Annotated in this window: 16 protein-coding genes; 9 read left to right on the forward strand and 7 right to left on the reverse strand. The window is 71.1% G+C overall.

Annotated elements, in window-relative coordinates; all coding sequences use genetic code 11:
- Nucleotides 1–102: 102 nt before the first annotated feature.
- The 7 genes from ACRWNP_RS18595 to ACRWNP_RS18625 all read right to left on the reverse strand — a co-directional run bounded on the left by ACRWNP_RS18595 (nt 103) and on the right by ACRWNP_RS18625 (nt 10,098).
- Entirely contained in the window at nt 103–456 is a 354-nt protein-coding gene (locus ACRWNP_RS18595) for a YciI family protein (RefSeq protein ID WP_431962676.1), read from the reverse strand.
- A gap of 144 nt (nt 457–600) precedes the next feature.
- A complete protein-coding gene (locus tag ACRWNP_RS18600) occupies nt 601–3,513 on the reverse strand; it encodes a hypothetical protein (RefSeq protein ID WP_431962678.1) in 2,913 nt (970 codons plus the stop codon).
- A complete protein-coding gene (locus ACRWNP_RS18605) occupies nt 3,513–5,357 on the reverse strand; it encodes an HSP90 family protein (protein WP_431962679.1) in 1,845 nt (614 codons plus the stop codon). The genes ACRWNP_RS18600 and ACRWNP_RS18605 overlap by 1 nt, the downstream gene beginning before the upstream one ends.
- 50 nt (nt 5,358–5,407) lie before the next feature.
- Nucleotides 5,408–6,232, reverse strand: a complete 825-nt coding sequence (locus ACRWNP_RS18610; protein ID WP_431962681.1) for a hypothetical protein — start codon at nt 6,230–6,232, stop codon at nt 5,408–5,410.
- A 321-nt stretch (nt 6,233–6,553) separates the two neighbouring features.
- Nucleotides 6,554–8,083: a helix-turn-helix domain-containing protein gene (locus tag ACRWNP_RS18615; RefSeq protein WP_431962683.1), complete on the reverse strand. Its 1,530-nt coding sequence runs from the start codon at nt 8,081–8,083 to the stop codon at nt 6,554–6,556.
- Nucleotides 8,084–8,097: 14 nt separating this feature from the next.
- Entirely contained in the window at nt 8,098–8,598 is a 501-nt protein-coding gene (locus tag ACRWNP_RS18620; protein ID WP_431962685.1) for a methylated-DNA--[protein]-cysteine S-methyltransferase, read from the reverse strand.
- Nucleotides 8,599–8,607: 9 nt separating this feature from the next.
- Nucleotides 8,608–10,098 carry an AlkA N-terminal domain-containing protein gene (locus ACRWNP_RS18625; protein ID WP_431962687.1) on the reverse strand — a complete coding sequence of 497 codons (1,491 nt, stop codon included), beginning with the start codon at nt 10,096–10,098 and terminating at the stop codon, nt 8,608–8,610.
- A gap of 133 nt (nt 10,099–10,231) precedes the next feature.
- Between ACRWNP_RS18625 and ACRWNP_RS18630 the strand changes: the two genes are divergently transcribed.
- From ACRWNP_RS18630 to ACRWNP_RS18670, 9 genes are all read left to right on the forward strand, one after another.
- Nucleotides 10,232–11,059, forward strand: coding sequence for an isocitrate lyase/PEP mutase family protein (locus ACRWNP_RS18630; protein WP_431962689.1), 828 nt, complete (start codon nt 10,232–10,234; stop codon nt 11,057–11,059).
- A 638-nt stretch (nt 11,060–11,697) separates the two neighbouring features.
- Nucleotides 11,698–14,412, forward strand: a complete 2,715-nt coding sequence (acnA, locus tag ACRWNP_RS18635) for an aconitate hydratase AcnA (RefSeq protein ID WP_431962691.1) — start codon at nt 11,698–11,700, stop codon at nt 14,410–14,412.
- 266 nt (nt 14,413–14,678) lie between these two features.
- On the forward strand, nt 14,679–16,070 hold the full coding sequence (gene ngcE, locus ACRWNP_RS18640; RefSeq protein WP_431962731.1) for an N-acetylglucosamine/diacetylchitobiose ABC transporter substrate-binding protein: 1,392 nt from the start codon (nt 14,679–14,681) through the stop codon (nt 16,068–16,070).
- Between the two features lie 105 nt (nt 16,071–16,175).
- Complete coding sequence (locus tag ACRWNP_RS18645) at nt 16,176–17,108, forward strand: carbohydrate ABC transporter permease (RefSeq protein ID WP_431962693.1); 933 nt, start codon at nt 16,176–16,178, stop codon at nt 17,106–17,108.
- A 16-nt stretch (nt 17,109–17,124) separates the two neighbouring features.
- Nucleotides 17,125–18,060 (forward strand): carbohydrate ABC transporter permease, encoded by a 936-nt coding sequence (locus ACRWNP_RS18650; RefSeq protein ID WP_431962695.1) that lies wholly within the window; start codon nt 17,125–17,127, stop codon nt 18,058–18,060.
- 226 nt (nt 18,061–18,286) lie between these two features.
- A complete protein-coding gene (locus ACRWNP_RS18655; protein ID WP_431962697.1) occupies nt 18,287–19,483 on the forward strand; it encodes an ROK family transcriptional regulator in 1,197 nt (398 codons plus the stop codon).
- Between the two features lie 146 nt (nt 19,484–19,629).
- Nucleotides 19,630–20,730 carry a sugar ABC transporter substrate-binding protein gene (locus ACRWNP_RS18660; RefSeq protein WP_431962699.1) on the forward strand — a complete coding sequence of 367 codons (1,101 nt, stop codon included), beginning with the start codon at nt 19,630–19,632 and terminating at the stop codon, nt 20,728–20,730.
- A 187-nt stretch (nt 20,731–20,917) separates the two neighbouring features.
- The gene (locus ACRWNP_RS18665) at nt 20,918–21,706 is read left to right on the forward strand and encodes an ATP-binding cassette domain-containing protein (RefSeq protein WP_037733039.1); all 789 of its coding nucleotides are present in this window, start codon (nt 20,918–20,920) and stop codon (nt 21,704–21,706) included.
- Nucleotides 21,703–23,001 carry a sugar ABC transporter permease gene (locus ACRWNP_RS18670; RefSeq protein ID WP_431962702.1) on the forward strand — a complete coding sequence of 433 codons (1,299 nt, stop codon included), beginning with the start codon at nt 21,703–21,705 and terminating at the stop codon, nt 22,999–23,001. Before ACRWNP_RS18665 ends, ACRWNP_RS18670 begins: the two co-directional genes overlap by 4 nt.
- The last annotated feature ends 43 nt before the right edge of the window (nt 23,002–23,044 follow it).

A 23,044-nucleotide genomic window follows, 5' to 3' on the forward strand; every position in this document is an offset into this window, starting at 1 on the left:
CGGCCGCGATCGCCGGGGCGGTGGGCGGCGAGGGCCGCCCGGGGCGGTGGGCAGCCGTCAGGATGTCCGCGACGCTTCGCGGCGGCTCCGGCACGCCGCCCGTCAGTCCTCGACCTCGTGCGCGAAGGGCCGGACCTCGATGGGCAGCGTGGTCACCCGGGACAGCCTGCTGCCCCACTCCAGCGCGGCGTCGAGGTCGGCCGCCTTCACGATCGTGAAGCCGCCGAGGTACTCCTCGCTCTGCGCGAACGGTCCGTCGGTGACGAGCACCTCGTCGCCCTGCGCCCGCAGCACGGTGGCCGTGTCCGGGGCGTTCAGGCCCGCGCCGAAGACCCAGGCCCCGGCCTCCTTCATGTCCTGGTTGAGGACGTCGAGGTCCGCCATGATCCGGGCGAGGACCTCGGGCGGTGGCGGGGTTCCCCCGGGCTGGTACACGCTGAGCAGGTAGTGCTTCATGTCGGTCGTCCTCGCGGTCCGGGCCGGCCCTTCGCCGGCGTTCCACCCCTCTGCACGAAGGGCGACCGCCCGGATCGACACCTCGTGCCCCGGATCCGCGGGGAACGGGCGCCGAGGGCGGTCGGCACGTTCGTACCACGGGTGTCAGCCCCGGCGGCGGGACGACACCTCGTCCCTGACCCGGGAGAGGATCGCGGCCGCCTGGTCGAGCCCCGCCGCCCGGCACCGGTTGATCGCGGGACCGAGCCGCGCCAGCGCCGCTTCCGGCCGGTCCAGGCCGTTCGCCTCGACCAGGGCGGCGATCCGGACGGCTTCGGCGCGCGGCGCCTCGCCCCGGGGCCCGCCCTCCTCGTGGGCGGCGATGGCCCGCTCCAGCTCGGCGAGCGCCTCGGGGAAGCGCTCGGCGCCGGCGTAAGCCCGGCCGCGCTGGTAGTGCGTGGCGCCGGTCTCGTACCAGAGGGCGATGTCCTCGTCGTCCGCGGGCACGGCCGCCAGCACCTCGTCGGCCTCGCGCAGATGGCCCAGGGCCCTGTCCAGGCCCCCGGCGCCCTCGGCCGACACGACGTACCCCGCGAAGTCCCGCATCATCTCCGCGACGGCGTGCGGGTTGGGCCCCTTGGCGTGCGAGGCGACGGCCCGGCCGTACGCGGAGCGCGCCGCCTCCTCGCGGCCGGCCGTCAGCAGGGCGACGGCGGCCTCCGAGGCGACGAGCGTGTGTGTGAACTGCTCTTCCCACGGCTCGACGGCGTCGGCCAGCAGCAGGAACTGCTCGGCGCTCGCGCGGTGCTCCTCCAGGTCCCGCAGGCCCCGTGCCAGCAGCAGCCGGGCCTGGGCGAGGGCGCGTTCGTCCATGCCGGCCGCGGCCTCGTCGTGGACCAGCGACTCCAGCACGGCGACGGCGTCCGCCTGGCGGTCGGCGCGGGCGAGCACGTCCGCCAGCTCCACCCGCAGCTCGGCGGCGCCGGGGGCGTCGCCCTCGCGATCCAGCCGCGCCGCCGCGTCGGACAGGTGACGTACGGCGGCGCTCAGGTCGCCCGCGTGGCCGGCGGCGTGGCCGAGCAGCGCGTGGGTGCGCGCCACCGGGAACGCCGTGTCGCCGTGGGCGCCGGCCGAGGCGAGCGCGCCGTGGAACTGCTCCATGGCCTCCTGAGGGCGGTGCTGCTGCAGCAGCACCTGGCCGAGCAACCCCCGCGGGCGCGTGGCCCGCCAGGGCGTCCCCGCCGCCTCCACGATCCGCAGCACACTCCGCAACTCCTGCTCGGCCCGGTCCAGGTCCCCCGAGCGCGCCGCGAGATCCGCCGCGTACACACGGGTGTTGACCATGCGCTCAGGGGCGCCGAGCCGCTCCGACTCGGCGACGGCCTCGGCCACGGCGGCGTCGAAGCGCTCGCGCAGCTCCGTGGGGACGTCGGGCAGCGCGGCCGCCGCCTCGGTGTGTGCCAGGAAGGCACGGCACTGCAGTACGACGAAGTAGGCGCGCACGACCCCGGCGGAGCCCTCGTCCAGCAGGGCGCGGGCCTCGGTCAGCACCGCGTCCAGCTCCGCCCGGCCCTCGGCGGCCTCCGGGCCGGGCTCCACGCCCACCGAGGCCAGCCGGGCTCGGGAGGTCAGCACGCGCTCGGGCATGCCGGCCAGGGCGAACAGCTCCCGTGCCTCGGCCAGCGCGGCCCTGGCCGCGGCCCGGTCCTCGTCCTCCATGGCCGTGAAGGCGCGGTGCTCGGCCAGTTCGCCCCGCAGCCGCTCCTCCGGGCCCAGCCGGGGGTCGTGGACATGGCCCTCGGCCCCGGCGCGCTCGGCGACGCGGCGCCACAGCTCCTCGTCGCCGGGTCGGCCCGCGTCCCCCATCTCGCGGGCCTTCTCCACCAGTTCGACGAAGTCCTCGGGCACCTCCCGCGCGGGCGCGGCCACGGGCGGTCCCGCCACCACGGGTCCGGCCGCCGGGGCGGGCACGGCCGCGGTACGCAGACCGAGCCGCAACGGCTCGGCGAGCGGCGGGCGCCGCTCGAGCCGGGCCCGGCGGCGCTCGCCGACCGCGCCGGTGCCGTTGCGCCGGTCGAACGCCGCCGCCAGGGCGTCGCCCTCCTCGCGCACGTGGTCCAGCAGCTCCTTCGCCGTCCAGGCGCGCCCCAGTGGTCCGGCGACGGGGGTCGTGTCGTACCCTTCGTCGACCAGGCGCCGGGTGAGGACCTGGACGCCGGTTAGGAAACCGAGCAGCGACAGCGGCGCGCCCGTGGTGTCGAACAGGGCGCGGTTCTCGGCGAGGATCTCCAGCGCCCGGCCCTCGTTGCCGGACAGCGCGCAGAACTCCACGTGCAGTCCGGTCTCCTCGGCCATGCCGACGCGCCCCCGGACGTGCCGGTAACCGGTCAGGTGGTGGGAGCGGGCCTCGTCGGTGCGGCCGAGGCGCAGCAACGGCAGCAGGGCGTGGGCCTGGGTGACCCAGGGCTCCTCCTCGCAACTCTGGAGGCCGCTCAGGACCGGCTCCCAGGTCCGCAGGGCCCGCTCGTCGTCGCCCGCCGCGAGATGGTGCAGCCCCTGGTGCCGGGTCTCGCAGGCCAGGCAGTCGCTGAGCTGTTCCCGGCGCCGGGTGACCCACAGGTCCCAGGCCGTCCCGCGGTCCGCGCCGGTGTGGGCGGCGATCCGGTGCCGCATGGCCGCCACCGGCTGCAGTCCCTCACCGGCCGCGCGGTAGCGCTCGCCCATCTGGCCGACCCAGGCGTGGACCGTCGCCAGCGGGACGTCCGGCACCTGGAGCAGGGAGGTCGTCACCCACTTGTGGCGCCACAGCACCTGGCGGGCCTCCCACTCGCTGAAGGAGTCCGGCACCTCCTCCCACAGCTTCAGGATCCGGGCGAAGACGACCGGCGACTTGCGGTGCTCGGCGGCGTACTCGTACGCCGACATGAGTTCGAGCAGTGCCGTCACCAGGACGTCCTTCTCCTCGAACTGCTCGGCCGCCTCGGCCAGTTCCTCGGCGATCACGGCGCGGGGCGTTCCGTAGGGGCGCTCGTTGTTCTCGCGGAGCGCCTCGAACACGGCCTCGGGGGTGTCCAGCATCAGTGCTCCTTGGCGTCCGGCCCGGACCCGGGGGTGTCCTGGTCGTGCATGGCGTGGGTGAGCAGGCCGATGAAGGCCCGGTTGAGCAGCGCGCTCTCCGAGGACTTCAGCGGCCGCCGGGTGAGCAGCAGCGCCTGCCCGTACAGGGCCTCGGCCGTGGTGAGGGCCAGCCCGCGCTCGGTGACGGTGGCGGCCCGGCGCACCAGCGGGTTGAGGTGGTTGAGGACGAGCTGGGCCCGCGGCGCCTGCGTGCGCAGCGAGCCGAGGATGTCCGCCCACAGCCCGTCGCTGCTCTCCGCGAGGCCCGCCCGGGTGCGCTCGTGGCGTGCCTCGCGGTTGTCCAGGAGCAGCGCGGGTGCGGTGACCGGCTGGAAGGCGCGCAGCACCACGTCGCAGTCGTACTGGCCGACGACCTCGCGGGCGACCGCGAGGAAGGAGCCGGCGGCGAGTTCGGCGGCCGAGTCGACGGGGTCGAGGTGCGCGGTGACGGTGGCCGGGTCCAGGTCGGTGACCGTGGTGCCGGGACGGATCTCCGGCAGCCGGTGCACCAGGTCCCGGTCGTAGGTGTAGCCGCCGTTGACGACGCCGAGGCCGGCCGCCGCCGCGATCGGGGCGACCTGCCGGAACTCGTCGACGCTGCGGGTGACCAGCACCGTGGGGTGGGCGCGGGCGAACTCCTCCAGCGTGACGTTGCCGTCCGTGGTCTCGAAGGGCAGCCATGGCAGCAGCATCCGCAGCAGCGCGTCGTCGTAGCGGGCCAGCGCCTTGACGGCGAGATGGTGACTGTCGATGAAGCGCTGAAGGAGCACCGGGTCGCTGGCGGCGAGCCCGGTCAGCCAGTCGCGGATGCGGGCGCCGAGGGCGTCGCGGACGGCCGCCAGCGTCTCGTCCTCGTACAGCGCCTCGCGGGAGGCCGTCGGGCGCAGGCTGGTGACGTCCACGACGCAGCGGACGAAGAACGCCCACTCCGGGAGGAGTTCGGCGGCCCGGTCCGAGAGCAGCATGCCCTTCAGGTGCACCCGGTGCCCGGCCCGCTCCGACGGGTTGACGGCGGTCGGCAGCACGTAGGCCACGCCGCGCAGCCCGGCGACGGGCAGGTCGAGGTCGATGGTGTCGAGCGGGGTGAAGCCGAACGTCGCGCGGCAGTGCTCGGAGAGCGCCTCGGCGCGGGCCAGCGGGGAGCCGTGGCGGCGCTCCCACGGCGGGGTCTCGTTGATCCGGGTGGTCCCGCCGCGCGGGTCGGCCACGGTGACCTCGTGCCGCAGCAGGCTGCCGTAGTGCCGGGCCAGCGACGCCACCCGGTCTGGCTCCGTCCACTCGCGGGCGTCCGCGCGCGGGGTCAGCGTCACGCGCGTGCCGGGCTCGGGCAGCGCGTCGGCGGGAAGCGTGCGGATGGTGTAGCTGCCGTCGGAGCGTCCGCGCCATTCGACGGCGGGGGCGCCGGGGGCGATGGCCGAGCGGCTGACGACCGTGATCTCGTCGGCAACCACGAAGCAGGCCAGCAGCCCGATGCCGAACTGGCCGATGAAGTCGCCGCGGGCGGCCTCGATCTCCCCGTCGGCGGCGCGCTTGGAGCTGCGCCCGATGGTGGCGAGGAAGGTGTGCACGTCGGCCTCGCTCAGCCCGACACCGGTGTCGGTGACGCTGAGCGTGTCACCGGTCCGCACGGTGATCCTGGCCGGTGCGCCCGGCTGGACCGCCTGCCGGGCGCTGATCGCGTCGACGGCGTTCTGCAGCAGCTCCCGAAGGTAGACGCGGGGGCTGGAGTAGAGGTGGTGGGAGAGCAGGTCGACCAGGCCGCGCAGGTCGACCTGGAACGTGTGCGCTGACGGGGACTGGGACACCGAAGGGGCCTTCCGGGCGGTGCGCGGACGGGGAACGGGGTGCGGGACGGTCAGGGACGCCCCGAGCGGGACCGCAGGGCGCGGTAGGCCGCGGCCGGGTCGTTGCCGTTGAGGTACTGCCACGGGAACTCGGTGACGAGGCCACCGGTGGCGGCGAAGGCCTCGGCGGCCGCCTTCTTCTCGCCGGCCAGCGCGAAGGCCATGGCGAAGACGTTGAGCGTCGCGACCGGGTCGAGGGCGTCCCGGTACCCCGCGTTGCGGTAGGAGCGGTCCGCGGCCTCGTGCAGTTCCTTCTCCACCTGCAGGCGCAGCATGTACGCCGTGTCGTCGCCGTGGTCGAGGTCGCCCCAGTGCTCGAGGTGCGCGATGGCGACGAGCACCCCCAGGTCGCTGCCCTCGGGGGCGGCGAGCATGGACTCCCGGGCGAAGGCGTGCATCTCCTCGTGCGAGCCGCCCCACTTGCGGCACACCTGCTGCAACTGCTGCTGGTGCGCCCCCAGGTGCAGCGGGGAGCGCCGTACGGCGGCCTCGAAGCGCAGCCGGGCGATGTCCGGGCCGACCTGCAGCCCCCGTCCGCTCATCTGCAGGAAGTACCAGGGGCAGGCCCACCCGGGTTCGAGCTCCGCGGCCCGGTACAGCAGGTCCTCGGCCACCTCCAGGCGTTCGTGGAACACCTGGAACTGCTCACGCGAGACGTGCTGGGCGCGCAGTCCGGTCCTGGCCTCCCAGGCCCAGGTCACCTGGCGGGCGCCCGCCACCAGCTGGGCGAGCCCGGAGCCGGGCTCGGCCGCGACGACGCCGGGCATCCAGCGCTCCCAGCCGTCGACGTCCACGACGTTCGCCACGAGCCAGCTGCGCTCACGGTCGTCGGTCACCGCCGACAGCCGCTCCCGTATCGCGGGCCAGTCCGCCGCGGCGGCGGACGCGCGCAGCGTCGCGAGCCCGGGGTTTCCCCGAGCCGGGTCGAGCCGGGGCGACGGGCGCGGCGCCCACCGCCTCAGTGAGAACGCCGAGCCGCGTCGCGCGCCACCGTCCACCGTCCCGCCTGCGGGACCACGTCGGACCGCCACCATGAAGACCCCCTCCTGGCCTGGCCGTTCCTCCCCCGAGGGCCATGATCCGCGGCCCGGAGCATGATTATCACGGCCGCCTTGCGGGGGAGTAGCCGGTTTCCCGGCCAGGAGGGGCGGGACGGGTCAGATGTCGCGGAACGTCTCGATCTGCGCCCCGATGGAGTTGAGCCGCTCGGCCAGCTCCTCGTAGCCGCGGTTGATGACGTAGACGTTCCGCAGCACCGAGGTGCCCTCGGCGGCGAGCATCGCCAGCAGGGTCACCACGGCGGGCCGCAGGGCCGGCGGGCACATCATCTCGGCGGTGCGCCAGCGGGTCGGGCCCTCGACCAGCACCCGGTGCGGGTCCAGCAGTTTGACGTTGGCGCCGAGCCGGGTCAGTTCGGTGAGGTAGATGGCGCGGTTGTCGTAGACCCAGTCGTGGATGAGGGTCGAACCCTGGGCGGTTGCGGCGATGGCCGCGAAGAACGGCACGTTGTCGATGTTGAGGCCCGGGAAGGGCATGGGGTGGATCTTGTCGATGGGGGAGCGCAGCTTCGAGGGGCGCACGGTGAGGTCGATCAGCCGGGTGCGGCCGTTGTCGGCGGGGTACTCGGCCGAGCGCTCGTGGTCCAGCCCCATCTCCTCCAGGACCGCCAGCTCGATCTCCAGGAACTCCACCGGCACCCGGCGGATGGTCAGCTCGGACTCGGTGACCACGGCCGCGGCCAGCAGGCTCATGGCCTCCACCGGGTCCTCGGAGGGCGCGTAGTCCACGTCCCGGTCGATCTCCGTGACGCCGTGCACGGTCAGCGTGGTGGTGCCGATGCCGTCCACCCGGACGCCCAGCTCCTCCAGGAAGAAGCACAGGTCCTGGACCATGTAGTTCGAACTGGCGTTGCGGATGACGGTCACCCCGTCGTGCCGGGCGGCCGCCAGGAGCGCGTTCTCGGTCACGGTGTCGCCGCGCTCGGTCAGCACGATGGGCCGCCGCGGGGCCACCGAGGGGGCGACCCGGGCGTGGTACATCCCGCTGGTGGCGGTCACGTCCAGCCCGAAGTGCCGCAGGGCGGTCATGTGCGGCTGGACGGTACGGGTGCCGAGGTCGCAGCCGCCCGCGTACGGGATGCGGAAGCGGTCGGTGCGGTGCATCAGGGGGCCGAGGAACATGATCACGCTGCGGGTGCGGCGGGCGGCGTCGGTGTCCATGGCGTCCAGATCCAGCCGCGCGGGCGGGACGATCTCCAGGTCGTTGCCGTCGTTGATCCAGCGGGTCCGCACGCCGATGCTGCTGAGCACCTCCAGGATGCGGTAGACCTCCTCGATCCGCGCGACGCGGCGCAGGGTGGTCCGCCCGGAGTTCAGCAGCGTGGCGCACAGCAGCGCCACGCACGCGTTCTTGCTGGTCTTGACGTCGATGGAGCCGGAGAGCCGGCGGCCACCGACGACGCGCAGGTGCATGGGCCCCGCGTAGCCGAGGGAGACGATCTCGCTGTCGAGCGCTTCCCCGATGCGGGCGATCATCTCAAGGCTGATGTTCTGGTTCCCGCGTTCAATGCGGTTCACCGCGCTCTGGCTGGTCCCGAGCGCCTCCGCCAGCTGCGACTGGGTCCACCCCCGGTGCTGGCGGGCGTCACGGATGAGCTTGCCGATGCGTGCGAGGTAGTCGTCTCCCATGGGGAGAGACTATCTCACATATGAGATGTCAACCCGAGTTCGAGGTCCAGGAGGTACCGCTTGCGCTCCAGCCCGCCCCCGTATCCGGTGAGGTCGCCGGAGGCCCCGACCACCCGGTGACAGGGCACGATGATGCCGACCGGGTTCCGCCCGCCTGCGAGCCCGACGGCGCGTGAGGCACCGGGGCTGCCGAGCTTGTCCGTCAGCTGACCGTACGTCATGACCGTGCCGTACGGGATGGCCCGCAGACCCGCCCAGACGCGCTGCTGGAAGGGGGCGCCGCGCAGGTCGAGCGGGAGGTCGAAAGCCGTCAACCCGCCCGTGAAGCAGGCCCCCAGCTGTTCGGCGGCCCGCGCGAACGGGGACTCGTCCGGGTCGCGCCGCGCCCCGAAGGACTCCTCCGGGGGCCGGTGGCGCTGCTCGGTCATGTAGAGACCGGACAGGACGCCGTCGGCCGCGACCAGGGTCAGCGGCCCGACCGGGCTGTCGGTCAGCGCGCGTGTGCGAAGGGACATGATCGTTCCTCAGGCTCGGTCGGCGGGCAGGACGTTGATGGGGTGGTCGCCGGTGGCCCACAGGTGCTGCACGGCGTACGCGCGCCACGGCCGCCAGGCGGCGGCCCGCCGGACGAGGGCGGCGGGGGTGGCCGGGAGGCCCAGTTTTTCCGCGGCCAGCCGTACACCCAAATCGGTGGCGGGGAAGGCGTCCGGGTCGCCGAGCGCCCGCATCGCGACCGCCTCGACCGACCACGGGCCGAAACCCGGCAGTGCCGCCAGCTGCCGCCGTGCCTTCTCCCAGTCACTGCCGACGTCCAGGTCGAGGCCCCCTTCGGTGAGCGCGGCGACCAGGGCCCGCAGGGTGTCCCGCCGGGTGCGCGGCATGGCCAGGGACTGCGGGTCCAGGCCCGTCAGCGCCCACGGCGAGGGGAACAGGTGGGTCAGCCCGCCCCCGGGGTCGGCGACGGGCTCGCCGTGCGCCGTCACCAGCCGGCCGGCAAGCGTGCGTGCCGCCGCCGTGGACACCTGCTGCCCGAGGACCACGCGCACCGCGAACTCCGCCCCGTCCACCGTGCGCGGCACCCGGCGCCCCGGGTCCTTGTCCACGTACGGGGCGAGCAGCGGGTCCTCGCGGAGCAGCGCGTCGACGGCGACCGGGTCGGCGTCCAGGTCGAGCAGCCGGCGGCAGCGGCTGATGGCGTGCGACAGGTCCCGCCAGTCGGTGAGGGAGAGCCGGCAGGCGACGTGGTCGGGCTCGGGCCGCAGGGCCACGATTCCGTGGCCGTGGGGCAGCCGCAGCGTGCGGCGGTAGGCGCCCTCGCGCCACTCCTCCACGCCCGGCACGGCGGTCGCGGCCAGGTGCCCGAAGAGGTTGCCGGGGCACAGCGGCGCCCGGAAGGGCAGCCGCAGCGCCAGGGAGCCCGACACGTCGGGGGCGGGGACGGAGCGCCGCCCCCGGGCCGCCCGCGCGCGCAGCTCGCTCGGGGTGAGCGCGAAGACCTCGCGCACGGTGTCGTTGAAGGTGCGGATGCTGCTGAACCCGGCGGCGAAGGCGACGTCGGCCATGGGCAGCGCCGAGGTCTCGATCAGCAGGCGGGCCGTCTGCGCCCGCTGCGCCCGGGCCAGGGCGAGCGGCCCGGCGCCGAGCTCGGCCCGCAGCTGCCGTTCGACCTGCCGTGTGCTGTAGCCCAGACGTGCCGCGAGCCCGGGCACGCCGTCCCGGTCGACGACCCCGTCAGCGATCAGGCGCATGGCACGGGCCACCAGGTCCGCCCGCTCGTTCCACTGCGGGGAACCGGGTGCGGCGTCGGGACGGCAGCGCTTGCAGGCGCGGAAGCCTGCCTGCTGGGCGGCGGCCGCGCTCGGGTAGAAGCTCATGTTCTCCGGCTTCGGCGGCACCGCGGGGCAGCCGGGCCGGCAGTAGATGCGGGTGGTCAGCACCGCGGTGAAGAACCACCCGTCGAAACGGGAGTCCTTCGACTGCACGGCGCGCACGCAGCGCTCGAAGTCCTCATGCACATCCCCCAGCATCCGTGGGCCGCGCGGGCCGGGGCTAGCGAGAATCCGACATGGATGTGAGCGGGGGCGGCCCGGGACGTAGGTGTCGGAAATCCGCCGGATCCGGCTCCCGGCCGGTGATGGACTGCGGTCCGTGATCAACGAACTCAAGGCCAAGGCCGGACTCCTCCGCTCCCTCCACGTCCCCGGCCGCCCGCTGCTGCTCGCCAACGCCTGGGACGCCGCCAGTGCCCGCCTCGCCGAGCGCGCCGGGGCCGCCGCCGTCGCCACCACCAGTTCCGGGGTCTCCTGGACCCTGGGCACCGCGGACGGCGACCACGTCGACCGCGGCCTCGCGCTGGAGCTGACCGCACGGGTCGCCGCGGCCGTCTCCGTCCCCGTCAGCGCCGACGTCGAGGGCGGCTACGCGGCCGACCCCGAGGGCGTGGCGGAGACGGTGCGGGCGGTGCTCACCGCGGGTGCGGTCGGCATCAACATCGAGGACTCCCACGACGGCGGCCCGGCCCCGCTGCGCGACGTGGACGACCAGGCCGCCCGCATCGCCGCCGCCCGCCGTGCCGCCGACGAGGCCGGGGTGCCGCTGTTCGTCCACGCCCGCACCGACACCTTCCTGCGCGGCGCCGGCGACCTGGGGGAGACCCTGGAACGTGCCGCCCGCTACCTCGCGGCGGGCGCCGACGGCATCTTCGTGCCCGGCGTGACCGACCCGGCCGTCGTCGGCGCCCTGGCCGCCGGCATCGACGCCCCCGTCGGCATCCTCGCCGGTCCCGGTGCGCCGCCCGTGTCCGTACTGGCCGCCGCCGGCGCCGCGCGGGTCAGCCTCGGCAGCGCGGTCGCCGAGGCCGCCTACGCCCTCGTCGACCGCGCCGCCCGCGAACTGCTCGCCACCGGCACATACGCAGCCGTCGCGGGCGGCATCCCCTGGGGCGAGCTCAACACGCTGATGCTCCCGCAGGCGTGACGGCTGAGCCGCCCCCGAAGACCGCCTGGCGTCCCCGGGCCGCGTGCGGTCGTCCGCGCCGGCGGCGGGCATCGGCCCGCGCCCTCCCTGCCCCGGCGGCAAGCCGGGGCAGCTCCCTCGTCCCCACGGCTGCGCGTGCCCCGCGCGCTCGTGGTGGGGCCGGGTGCCGCGCGAGCGTGCGGGGCGGCCCGTCCCCGCCCTGGCGCGGTCGGCCCGGCCTCGGCGCTCGTTGGGGGTCGCGCAGGGGCCGAGCCTTGGGCCGGCGGCGCGGAATCCCCTGGTCCGCAGGCTGCGAGCGGGTACGGGTCCTCCCCTGCCGCGGCCAGTGCAGGCTCGCGCGCGCGTCGTGGGGCCGGGTGCCGCGCCGGGCCCCCCGGGTCCCCACGGGCGCCCGCCGGCACGGCCTGTAGCGGCGGGCCCGTAGCGGCGGCGAGGGCGCGACGCCGCACACGTGCGGCCCAGCGCATGACCCGGCAGCGGTGATGTATTAGAGTTATCTCGACATCGAGATATCTGCCGAGGCGCACCGCTGCCGTCGAAGGTAAGGCTCACCTTATTTAGCCTTACCTTAGCGGATCGGCCAGGGGCCGAAGCGGCAGCATTGCGGTGGTACGCGCAAAGTTACGAAGGAGACTGTCGTGTCGGCGAACAGCTTCGACGCCCGCAGCACCCTGCAAGTGGGCGACGAGTCGTACGAGATCTTCCGGCTGGACAAGGTCGAGGGCGCCGCGCGCCTTCCCTACAGCCTGAAGGTGCTGCTGGAGAACCTGCTCCGCACCGAGGACGGCGCGAACATCACCGCCGACCACATCCGCGCGCTCGGCAACTGGGACTCGCAGGCCCAGCCGAGCCAGGAGATCCAGTTCACGCCGGCCCGCGTGATCATGCAGGACTTCACCGGTGTGCCGTGCGTGGTGGACCTCGCCACCATGCGCGAGGCCGTCAAGGAGCTGGGCGGCGACCCGTCCCGCATCAATCCGCTGGCCCCGGCCGAGCTGGTCATCGACCACTCGGTCATCGCCGACAAGTTCGGCACCCCGGACTCCTTCGCGCAGAACGTGGAGCTGGAGTACGGCCGCAACAAGGAGCGCTACCAGTTCCTGCGCTGGGGCCAGACCGCGTTCGACGAGTTCAAGGTCGTCCCGCCGGGCACCGGCATCGTCCACCAGGTGAACATCGAGCACCTGGCCCGCACCGTCATGGTCCGGGGCGGCCAGGCGTACCCCGACACCCTCGTCGGCACCGACTCGCACACCACCATGGTCAACGGCCTCGGTGTCCTGGGCTGGGGCGTCGGCGGCATCGAGGCCGAGGCCGCCATGCTCGGCCAGCCGGTCTCCATGCTGATCCCGCGCGTCGTCGGCTTCAAGCTGACCGGCGAGCTGCCGACCGGCACCACCGCCACCGACCTCGTGCTGACCATCACCGAGATGCTGCGCAAGCACGGTGTCGTCGGCAAGTTCGTCGAGTTCTACGGCGAGGGCGTGGCGGCCACCTCGCTCGCCAACCGCGCCACCATCGGCAACATGTCGCCGGAGTTCGGCTCCACCGCGGCGATCTTCCCGATCGATGCGGAGACCATTAACTACCTGAAGCTGACCGGCCGTTCGGAGCAGCAGCTCGCGCTCGTCGAGGCGTACGCCAAGGAGCAGGGCCTGTGGCTGGACCCGGCCGCCGAGCCGGACTTCTCCGAGAAGCTGGAGCTCGATCTCTCCACGGTCGTCCCCTCCATCGCCGGCCCGAAGCGCCCGCAGGACCGCATCGTCCTCGCAGGCGCCGCCGAGCAGTTCAAGGCCGACGTGCGCAACTACGTGGACGACGCCGACGAGGCGGGCAAGGAGTCCTTCCCGGCCTCCGACGCCCCGGCCGTCGCCAACGGCGTCCCGACCCGCCCGACCGTGGTCACCGCGCCCGACGGTTCGACCTACGAGATCGACCACGGCGCCGTCACCGTCGCCGCGATCACCTCCTGCACCAACACCTCGAACCCCTACGTCATGGTCGCCGCCGCCCTGGTGGCCAAGAAGGCGGTCGAGAAGGGCCTGACCCGCAAGCCGTGGGTCAAGACCACCCTGGCCCCGGGCTCCAAGGTCGTCATGGACTACTACGACCGGGCCGGCCTCACCCCGTACCTCGACAAGATGGGCTTCAACCTCGTCGGGTACGGCTGCACGACCTGTATCGGCAACTCCGGCCCGCTGCCGGACGAGGTCTCCAAGGCCGTCAACGAGCACGACCTGGCCGTGACCTCGGTGCTGTCGGGCAACCGCAACTTCGAGGGCCGGATCAACCCGGACGTCAAGATGAACTACCTGGCGTCCCCGCCGCTGGTCGTCGCGTACGCCATCGCCGGCTCCATGAAGGTGGACATCACCAAGGACGCCATCGGCACCGACACCGACGGCAAGCCGGTCTTCCTCCAGGACATCTGGCCCTCCGAGCAGGAGGTCAACGAGGTCGTCGCATCCGCGATCGGCCAGGACATGTTCAGCGCCTCCTACCAGGACGTCTTCGCCGGAGACGCCCAGTGGCAGTCGCTGCCGATCCCGACCGGCAACACCTTCGAGTGGGACCCGCAGTCGACCTACGTCCGCAAGCCCCCGTACTTCGAGGGCATGACCATGGAGCCGGACCCGGTCTCCGACATCACCGGTGCCCGCGTGCTGGCGAAGCTGGGCGACTCGGTCACCACCGACCACATCTCCCCGGCCGGCGCCATCAAGGCCGACACCCCGGCCGGCAAGTACCTCACCGAGCACGGTGTGGAGCGCCGCGACTTCAACTCCTACGGCTCCCGCCGCGGCAACCACGAGGTCATGATCCGCGGCACCTTCGCCAACATCCGCCTGCGCAACCAGATCGCGCCGGGCACCGAGGGCGGCTACACCCGCGACTTCACGCAGCAGGACGCCCCGGTCTCCTTCATCTACGACGCGTCGCAGAACTACCAGGCCGCCGGCATCCCGCTGGTCGTCCTGGCGGGCAAGGAGTACGGCTCCGGCTCCTCCCGCGACTGGGCCGCGAAGGGCACCGCGCTGCTGGGCGTCAAGGCCGTCATCGCCGAGTCGTACGAGCGCATCCACCGCTCCAACCTGATCGGCATGGGCGTGCTGCCGCTGCAGTTCCCCGAGGGCGCCTCGGCGGACTCGCTGGGCCTGACCGGTGAGGAGACCTTCTCGTTCTCCGGCATCACCGAACTCAACGACGGCACCACCCCGCGCACCGTCAAGGTGACGACCGACAGCGGCGTCGAGTTCGACGCCGTGGTCCGGATCGACACCCCCGGTGAGGCGGACTACTACCGCAACGGCGGCATCATGCAGTACGTCCTGCGCTCCCTGATCCGCAAGTAAGGATCACGGCCGCCGGGCACGAGGAACGGGCCCGCACCCCTGCCGGGGGTGCGGGCCCGTTCGCGTTACCGAGAGGTCTCAACTAGGGAAAGCTGTCTGTCAAAAGCGCGCATGACCTTGCCCACCTCGCGGGAAGTGGACTATACCTGTCGGCGTCCAGGAGGCCCGCTGAACGCGGGCTTGCGCGGGGGGAACGACGGGTGCGTGGCCCGTGCACAGATTCAACTCCGCACCGCATGGGTCCTGGAGAAGGTGAGGACTTGAGCATGAGATCCGACGTCAACCGGCGCGATCTGATCAAGCGGGCGGCAGCGGCGGGCCTGTTGGCCGCTCCCGCCGCCGGTCTGCTGAGTGCCTGTGCGTCCAGCGGCAGCGGCAACGACAAGGCCCCCGAGAAGGGCGAGAAGTCCAAGGACAACCCGTTCGGCGTGGCCAACGACGCCGCCCTGGACGTGGTGATCTTCAAGGGCGGCTACGGCGACGACTACGCCAAGGCGTTCGAGAAGCTCTACCAGAAGAAGTTCTCCGGGGCGAAGGTCAGCCACCTGGGCACCCAGGAGATCACCGGCAAGCTCCAGCCCCGCTTCAACGCCGGCAACCCGCCGGACGTCGTCGACGACTCCGGCGCGCAGCAGATCAAGCTGGACGTGCTCTACAAGAGCGGCCAGCTCACCGACCTCACCCCGCTCCTCGACGCACCCTACATCGACGACCCGAGCAAGAAGATCAGGGACGTCCTGCAGCCCGGCACCATCGAGATCGGCAGCTTCGACGACGGCAAGATGTACCAGCTGTCGTACATCTACACCGTCTGGGGCCTGTGGTACTCGGGCAAGCTCTTCAAGGAGAAGGGCTGGACGGCGCCGAAGACCTGGGCCGACTTCATGTCCCTGTCCGCGGAGATCAAGAAGTCGGGCATGGCCCCCTTCTGCCACCAGGGCAAGTACCCGTACTACATCAACATCGTGGTCATGGACCTGATCGCCAAGCACGGCGGTCCGGAGCTGGTCAAGCGGATCGACAGCCTCGACCCGACGGTGTGGGACGAGGACGCGGCGAAGGTGGCCGTCGAGTCGGTCTACCAGATCGCCGACAAGGGCTACCTGCTCCCCGGCACCAACGGCATGACCCACATCGAGTCGCAGACCGCCTGGAACGAGGGCAAGGCCGCCTTCATCCCCTGCGGTTCGTGGCTGGAGAACGAGCAGCTGAAGGCCACCCCATCGGACTTCGAGATGACCTTCCTGCCGATCCCCTCGCTGGACGGCGACAAGCTGCCCTTCGAGGCGATCCGGGCCGGCGCCGGTGAGCCCTTCATCGTCCCGAAGAAGGCCAAGAACCAGGCCGGCGGCCTGGAGTTCCTGCGGATCATGCTCACCAAGGAAGCCTCCAGCCAGTTCGCCCAGACGGCCAACTCGCTGACCGTGCTCAAGGACGGCGTCGGCTCCGACGTCCAGCTGCGCCCGGGCACCAAGTCCACCGTCACCGCGCTCAGCGCGGCCGGCAGCAACGTCTTCAACTACAACTACATCAACACGCAGAGCGCCTTCGACACCGACGTGCAGAACGCCAGTGCCGAGCTGATGGCCAAGCGCATCAAGCCCGCCGACTGGCTCAAGCGGGTCAAGGCGGCGGCCGAGAAGGCCAAGAAGGGCTAAACGTTCCCACCGGCCCTTGCGCACCGGGGCCCCGGTGCCCCCTGATGGACCAGGGGGCGTTCGGGGCCCCGGTGCGACGGTCTACCCGATGGCAGGAGCAGCGCCATGCGCTATCGCAAGTACCCGTTCATCGCGGGATTCCTCTTCATTCCGGTCGTGCTCTACGTCGTCTTCGTGATCTGGCCCTACCTCCAGACGTTCGGGTATTCCCTGACGGACTGGTCCGGGCAGTCCCAGGAGATGCACTTCGTCGGTCTGGAGAATTACACGAAGCTCTTCGGGGACCACGTCTTCCTGCAGGCGCTCCAGCACAACGTGCTGCTGCTGGTGTTCCTGCCGGTGATCACGATCCTGCTGGCGCTCTTCTTCGCCTTCATGCTCAACGTGGGCGGCCGCGGTGGCACCACGGGTGTCCGGGGAGTTCACGGATCCGCCCTCTACAAAGTGATCTTCTTCTTCCCCCAGGTGCTTTCCGTCGCCATTCTCATCGTGCTCTTCCAGGCGGTCTACCGCAGTGACGGAAGCGGCCTGCTGAACGGCATCCTGATCAAACTGCACCTCGAGGACCCGCAGGCCCCGATCGAATGGCTGAACAGTCCCAACCTGGTGATGTGGTGTCTGCTCGGCGTGCAGATCTGGGCCGGTGTCGGCTTCTACCTGGTGCTGTTCTCGGCGGCCATGCAGTCCGTTCCGAAGGACATCTACGAGGCCGCCCTGCTGGACGGTGCCGGGCGCCTGCAGACCTTCTTCAAGGTGACCCTCCCGCTCCTGTGGGACAGCGTGCAGACGGCCTGGGTGTACCTCGCCATCGCCGCGATGGACTTCTTCGCCCTGGCCTCGGTCCTCACCCCGGGATCGAATTTCGGCGGCGGCCCCGACTATCACGGTGAGGTCATGGCGACCTACCTGATGCGTAACTTCCTCACCTTCGGAAAGAGCGGCTACGCCTGTGCCATGGGCGTCGTCATCCTCTTCCTCACCCTGATCCTTTCCGCTGTCGCGCTGCGGGTCTCCCGTCGCGATCGCATCGAGTACTGAGCGGGGAGCGCATCCCATGGCCACTCCCATCAAGCAGCCCACTCCGGTTCCGGTCCTCAAAGGGCAGCCCACCACGATCGGCAGCAGGAAGACGGACCGGGAACGCTTCGCCGAAGGCGGCGCGACGCTCAACGTCTTCTCCCACGGTTTCCTGTTCCTGTGGGGCGTGATGATCCTGCTGCCCCTGGGCTGGATCATCCTGGGGTCCTTCAAGAACAATGCGGAGATCGGCGCGAGCGCCTGGTCCTGGCCCTCGCACTGGTCCTTCGACGCGTTCTCCCGGGCCTGGGAGAAGGGCATCGGCGACTTCTTCGTGAACACGGTGATCGTGCTGGTGTTCTCGGTGCCGCTGACGATGCTGCTCGGGTCGATGACCGCGTACGTGCTGGCGCGCTACGAGTTCCCCGGCAACCGGATCATCTTCTACCTGTTCGTCGGCGGCGCGATGTTCCCGGTGTACCTCGCCCTGGTGCCGCTGTTCTTCATGGTCAGCAACCTGGGCATGCTCAACACCTACCAGGGCCTGATCCTGGTGTACGTCGCCTACTCGCTGCCCTTCACCGTCTTCTTCATGCACTCCTTCTTCAGGACCCTGCCCACGGCGGTGCACGAGGCGGCCATGATCGACGGTTGCTCCCACTCCCGGGCCTTCTTCCAGGTCATGCTGCCGATGGCGAAGCCGGGCCTGATCAGCGTGGGAATCTTCAACGTGCTGGGCCAGTGGAACCAGTACATCCTGCCGATGACCCTGCAGCAGCAGCAGTCCAGCAGCGACCCCGACCGCTCGATGCTGGCCCAGGGCCTGGTGAACCTGGCCCAGCAGCAGGGGTACTCCGGCGACTACCCGGCGCTCTTCGCCGGCATGACGATCGCGATGCTGCCGGTGCTCGTGGTCTACCTCTCCTTCCAGCGTCAGGTGCAGGCGGGTCTGACGGCCGGCACCCTGAAGTAATCGGAAGGACACTCACCGTGGCCGCCGCCCGGTCGTCCGGACGGCTGAGCGGAAGCGGTCCCGCCACCCGCGGGGCCGCTTCTGGATTTTTCGGGCATTGCGTCAGCGGTCTGGTTCTGCCCCTTGACGGGAAGCGAGCCTAAAGGCTTGCTTAGAGTTCACATGTTGTAGACGACGGGGTCTCATCGGCGTGGCTCCCGTCCGGTTCGGCAGGAGTGGAATGGTCGTGGAGACTCCGGGATCCCAGTCGTCGCTGCACCGGGCCAACCTCGAGCGGGTGGTCCGGGCCGTACGGCTGGCGGGTTCGCTGACGCAAGCGGAGATCGCCCGTACGACGGGGCTGTCCGCCGCGACGGTCTCCAACATCGTCCGCGAACTGCGTGACAACGGGACGGTACAGGTCACCCCCACCTCCTCGGGAGGGCGCCGGGCCCGCGCGGTGGCGCTGTCCGGCGACGCGGGCGTCGTCGTGGGCGTCGACTTCGGGCACTCCCACCTGCGCGTCGCGGTGGGCAACCTGGCCCACCAGGTACTGGCCGAGCAGTCCGAGCCGATCGACGTGGACGCCTCGGCCTCCGAGGGCTTCGACCGGGCCGAGCAGCTCGTCGCGCGGCTGATCGAGTCGAGCGGCATCGACGCCGACAAGGTGATCGGCGTCGGCCTCGGCGTCCCGGGCCCGATCGACGTGGAGACCGGCGCGCTGGGGTCCACCGCCATCCTGCCGGGGTGGGGCGGCATCAACCCGCGCCAGGAGCTCGCCGAGCGGCTGCGCATGCCGGTCCAGGTGGACAACGACGCGAACCTCGGCGCCCTCGGGGAGCTGGTCTGGGGCAGTGGACGGGGCGTGAAGGACCTGGCCTACATCAAGGTGGCCAGCGGCGTGGGCGCCGGGCTGGTGATCGACGGCCGCATCTACCGCGGCCCCGGCGGCACCGCGGGTGAGATCGGCCACATCACGCTGGACGAGTCCGGCCCGGTCTGCCGCTGCGGCAACCGCGGCTGCCTGGAGACCTTCACCGCCGCCCGTTATGTGCTGGACCTGCTGCGCGGCAGCCATGGCCCCGACCTGACCCTGGCGCGCATGGTGCAACTGGGCAGGGAAGGGGATCCCGGCTGCCGTAGAGTGATCGCGGACGTGGGCCGGCACATCGGCATGGGCGTCGCCAGCCTCGCCAACCTTCTGAACCCGAGCCGGGTGGTGCTCGGCGGTGATCTCGCCGAGGCGGGGGAGCTGGTCCTGGCGCCCATCAGGGAATCGGTGGCGCGGTACGCGATCCCCAGTGCGGCCCGCCGTCTTTCGGTCGTCTCGGGGGCCCTGGGCGCCCGCGCCGAGGTCCTGGGCGCCCTGGCCCTGGCCCTCAGCGAGGTGGGGGATTCCACCCTTTTGGATGCTAACGTTCCTGCAGCGGTCGCTGTGCCGTAGGGATCACTCTGCGTTCATCTAGATAACGAAACGCACCGTTGCCATCTCGTTAAGTATTTACTTCTTGACGTCAAGGCTGTTGCCGAGTTGACTCACGCTCACCTCGGCCGCAGTCTCTTGCGGCCCTGTCAGGGAGGCAACCCCACATGAACGCAATGATGCGTCGCGTCGTGATCGGCACCGCGGCCGTCTCCATGGCCCTTTCCGTCGCCGCGTGCGGCAAGGCCGGCGATGACAAGGCGGACGGCGGCAGCAGCGCCGGCAGCAAGAGCAAGACCATCGGCCTGCTGCTTCCCGACAGCGTCACCGCTCGCTACGACAAGTTCGACAAGCCGCTGTTCGAGGCCAAGGTCAAGGAGCTGTGCGCGGACTGCGACGTCCAGTACGCGAACGCCGCGGGTGACTCCGGCAAGCAGGCCCAGCAGGTCAGTACCATGATCACCAAGGGTGTCAAGGTGATCGTGATCAGCGCCCAGGACGCCGCTGCCATCAAGTCCTCCGTCCAGGCCGCCGTCGACAAGGGCATCAAGGTCGTCGCCTACGACCGCCTCGCCCAGGGCCCGGTCTCCGCGTACGTCTCCTTCGACAACGAGAAGGTCGGCGAGCTGCAGGGCCAGGCGCTCCTCGACGCGCTCGGCGCCAAGGCCAAGCCGTCGGCGAACGTCGTCATGATCAACGGTGACGACGCCGACCCGAACGCCGCGATGTTCAAGGCGGGCGCCCACAAGGTCCTCAACGGCAAGGTCAAGATCGCCTACGAGCAGAGCGGTCTGTGGAAGGACACCGTCGCCAACCAGAAGATGACGGCGGCCATCACCCAGCTCAAGGCCAAGAACATCGCGGGCGTCTACGCCGCCAACGACGGCATGGCCGGCGGTATCGCCACCGCCCTCAAGGGCGCCGGCATCAGCGGCATCCCGCTGACCGGTCAGGACGCCGAACTCGCGGGCATCCAGCGGATCATAGCGGGCACCCAGTCGAGCACCGTCTACAAGGCGTTCAAGCCCGAGGCCGACGCCGCCGCCCAGCTCGCGGTGAACCTGGTCGAGGGCAAGGCCATCGACTCGCTCGCCACCACCACGCTGACCAGCGGTTCCGGTGACAAGGTCCCGTCCCAGCTGCTGACCCCGGTGTCGGTGACCAAGGCCAACGTCAAGGACACGGTCATCGCGGACAAGCTGTACTCCGTCTCCGAGATCTGCACGGCCGAGTTCGCCAAGGCCTGCGCGGCCGCCGGCATCCAGTAACACGGCAGGCCCTCCCTCCGGAGGCCGCCACGCGAACCTGTCCGGCGCCCGCCCCGTCCAACAGACCCCGCTGACGGGGCGGGTGCCGGACAGACAGTCCGCTCCCGTTCATGTAAAGCTGTGCAGTTTGCACAAAACTCCGCGCCCCTCCAAGCGCGGCATCCCCGCCGGTCAGGCGGCGAAGGAGATGGTTCACGTGTCCGCTACGCCCGTGCTGGCGTTGCGCGGAGTCTCCAAGCGATTCGGTGCGGTCCAAGCACTCACCGATGTCGACCTGGAGGTCCACGCCGGTGAGGTCGTCGCGCTCGTCGGCGACAACGGCGCAGGTAAGTCGACCCTGGTCAAGACGATCGCGGGTGTCCACCCCATCGATGAAGGCGTCATCGAGTGGGAGGGCAAGCCGGTCAGCATCAACAAGCCGCACGACGCCCAGGGCTTCGGAATCGCGACGGTCTACCAGGACCTGGCGCTCTGTGACAACCTCGACGTCGTCGCCAACCTCTACCTCGGCCGCGAGATCAAGCGCGCCAGTGTGATCGACGAGGTCACCATGGAGGCGCGGTCCAGGGAGCTGCTGAGCACCCTGTCGATCCGCATCCCGAGCGTCCGCATCCCGATCGCCAGCCTGTCGGGTGGTCAGCGGCAGGTCGTCGCGATCGCCCGCGCCCTGATCGGCGACCCCAAGCTGGTCATCCTCGACGAGCCCACCGCCGCGCTCGGTGTGGAGCAGACGGCCCAGGTGCTCGACCTGGTGGAGCGGCTGCGCCAGCGTGGCCTCGCCGTCATCCTCATCAGCCACAACATGGTGGACGTCAAGGCCGTCGCGGACAAGGTGGCGGTACTGCGCCTCGGTCGCAACAACGGTGTGTTCGACGTCAAGAGCACGTCCCAGGAAGAAATCATCTCCGCGATCACGGGCGCCACGGACAACGCCGTGACCCGCCGTCAGGCGCGGCGCACGGAGGATGCAAAGTGAGCGACACGTCGAAGACCGTAAAGAAGGACGTGGCAGCAGCGGTCGAGGACGCGTCCTCGGCGGCCGTGCCCATGGTCGACCCGCGCCTGCTCGTCCGTGAAGAGGGCTTCAAGGGCTACCTCACGGAGTTCAAGCGCAAGGTGCGCGGCGGTGAGCTCGGCTCGCTGCCGGTCATCATCGGCCTGATCATCATCTGGACCATCTTCCAGACCCAGTCCAGCCAGTTCCTCACCGCCGGCAACCTGGCCAACATCGGCTTCTTCCTGGCCGCCACGGGCATGCTGGCCATCGGCCTGGTCTTCGTGCTGCTGCTCGGCGAGATCGACCTCTCGGTCGGCTCGGTCAGCGGTCTGGCATCGGCCCTCTTCGCCATCTTCGTGACCAACCACGGGATGAACCCCTGGCTCGCGCTGGTCCTGACCATCGTGACCGGCGTTCTCATCGGTTCCCTGCACGGCTGGTTCTTCGCGAAGATCGGCGTCCCCGCGTTCGTCGTCACCCTCGCCGGCTTCCTCGGCTGGAACGGCCTCATGCTGCAGCTGCTCGGCGCCAGCGGAAGCCTCTCGATCCCGGACGACGGCCCCCTGCACATCCTGGGCCAGCGTTCCTTCTTCCTGGACCAGGACATCGCGGGCGCCTACCTGCTGGCCGGCCTCGGCACCGGGGCCATGCTCGCGGGCTCGCTCATCGAGCAGCGCCGCCGCCGCACCGCCGGCGTCCCGTTCCGCCCCACCAGTGAGATCGCGCTGCGGGTCGGCGCCCTCGCGATCATCTCCTTCGTCGCCGCCTACGTGCTCAACCAGGCGAACGGCGTGCCCAACGCGCTGGTCATCTTCCTGGCCGCCCTGGTGATCATCGACTTCGTGCTGCGGCGCACGGCCTATGGCCGCAAGATCTTCGCGGTCGGCGGTGGCATCGAGGCCGCCCGTCGCGCGGGTATCAACGTCGCCTTCGTCCGCATCTCGGTGTTCGCCATCTCCGGTGGCTTCGCGGCGCTCGGCGGTCTGTTCTTCGCCGCCCAGACCTACACCGCTTCCCTGGGCGCCGGTGGCGGCAACTACCTGATGCTGGCCATCGCGGCCGCGGTCATCGGCGGCACCAGCCTCTTCGGCGGTCGCGGCAGCGTCTGGTCCGCCCTGCTCGGCATGCTGGTCATCCAGTCCATCCAGACCGGCCTGGACCTGCTCAACATGAACACCGCGCTCCAGTACATGATCACCGCCGCGGTGCTCCTCGCCGCCGTGGTCATCGACTCGGTGTCCCGCAAGAGCCAGAAGGCCGCGGGCCGCGGCTGAGGGTTCGCACCGTACCAGTGGCGGGACGTGCCCGGCGCAGGGA

The sequence above is a fragment of the Actinacidiphila sp. bgisy160 genome, assembly GCF_965342435.1.
Taxonomy (GTDB): domain Bacteria; phylum Actinomycetota; class Actinomycetes; order Streptomycetales; family Streptomycetaceae; genus Actinacidiphila.

Coding starts and splice junctions, on each gene's coding strand:
- ACRWNP_RS18595 (WP_431962676.1), bottom strand. CDS start 456: ATGAAGCACTACCTGCTCAGCGTGTACCAGCCCGGGGGAACCCCGCCA.
- ACRWNP_RS18600 (WP_431962678.1), bottom strand. CDS start 3,513: ATGCTGGACACCCCCGAGGCCGTGTTCGAGGCGCTCCGCGAGAACAAC.
- ACRWNP_RS18615 (WP_431962683.1), bottom strand. CDS start 8,083: ATGGGAGACGACTACCTCGCACGCATCGGCAAGCTCATCCGTGACGCC.
- ACRWNP_RS18620 (WP_431962685.1), bottom strand. CDS start 8,598: ATGTCCCTTCGCACACGCGCGCTGACCGACAGCCCGGTCGGGCCGCTG.
- ngcE (WP_431962731.1), top strand. CDS start 14,679: ATGAGATCCGACGTCAACCGGCGCGATCTGATCAAGCGGGCGGCAGCG.
- ACRWNP_RS18645 (WP_431962693.1), top strand. CDS start 16,176: ATGCGCTATCGCAAGTACCCGTTCATCGCGGGATTCCTCTTCATTCCG.
- ACRWNP_RS18650 (WP_431962695.1), top strand. CDS start 17,125: ATGGCCACTCCCATCAAGCAGCCCACTCCGGTTCCGGTCCTCAAAGGG.
- ACRWNP_RS18660 (WP_431962699.1), top strand. CDS start 19,630: ATGAACGCAATGATGCGTCGCGTCGTGATCGGCACCGCGGCCGTCTCC.
- ACRWNP_RS18665 (WP_037733039.1), top strand. CDS start 20,918: ATGGTTCACGTGTCCGCTACGCCCGTGCTGGCGTTGCGCGGAGTCTCC.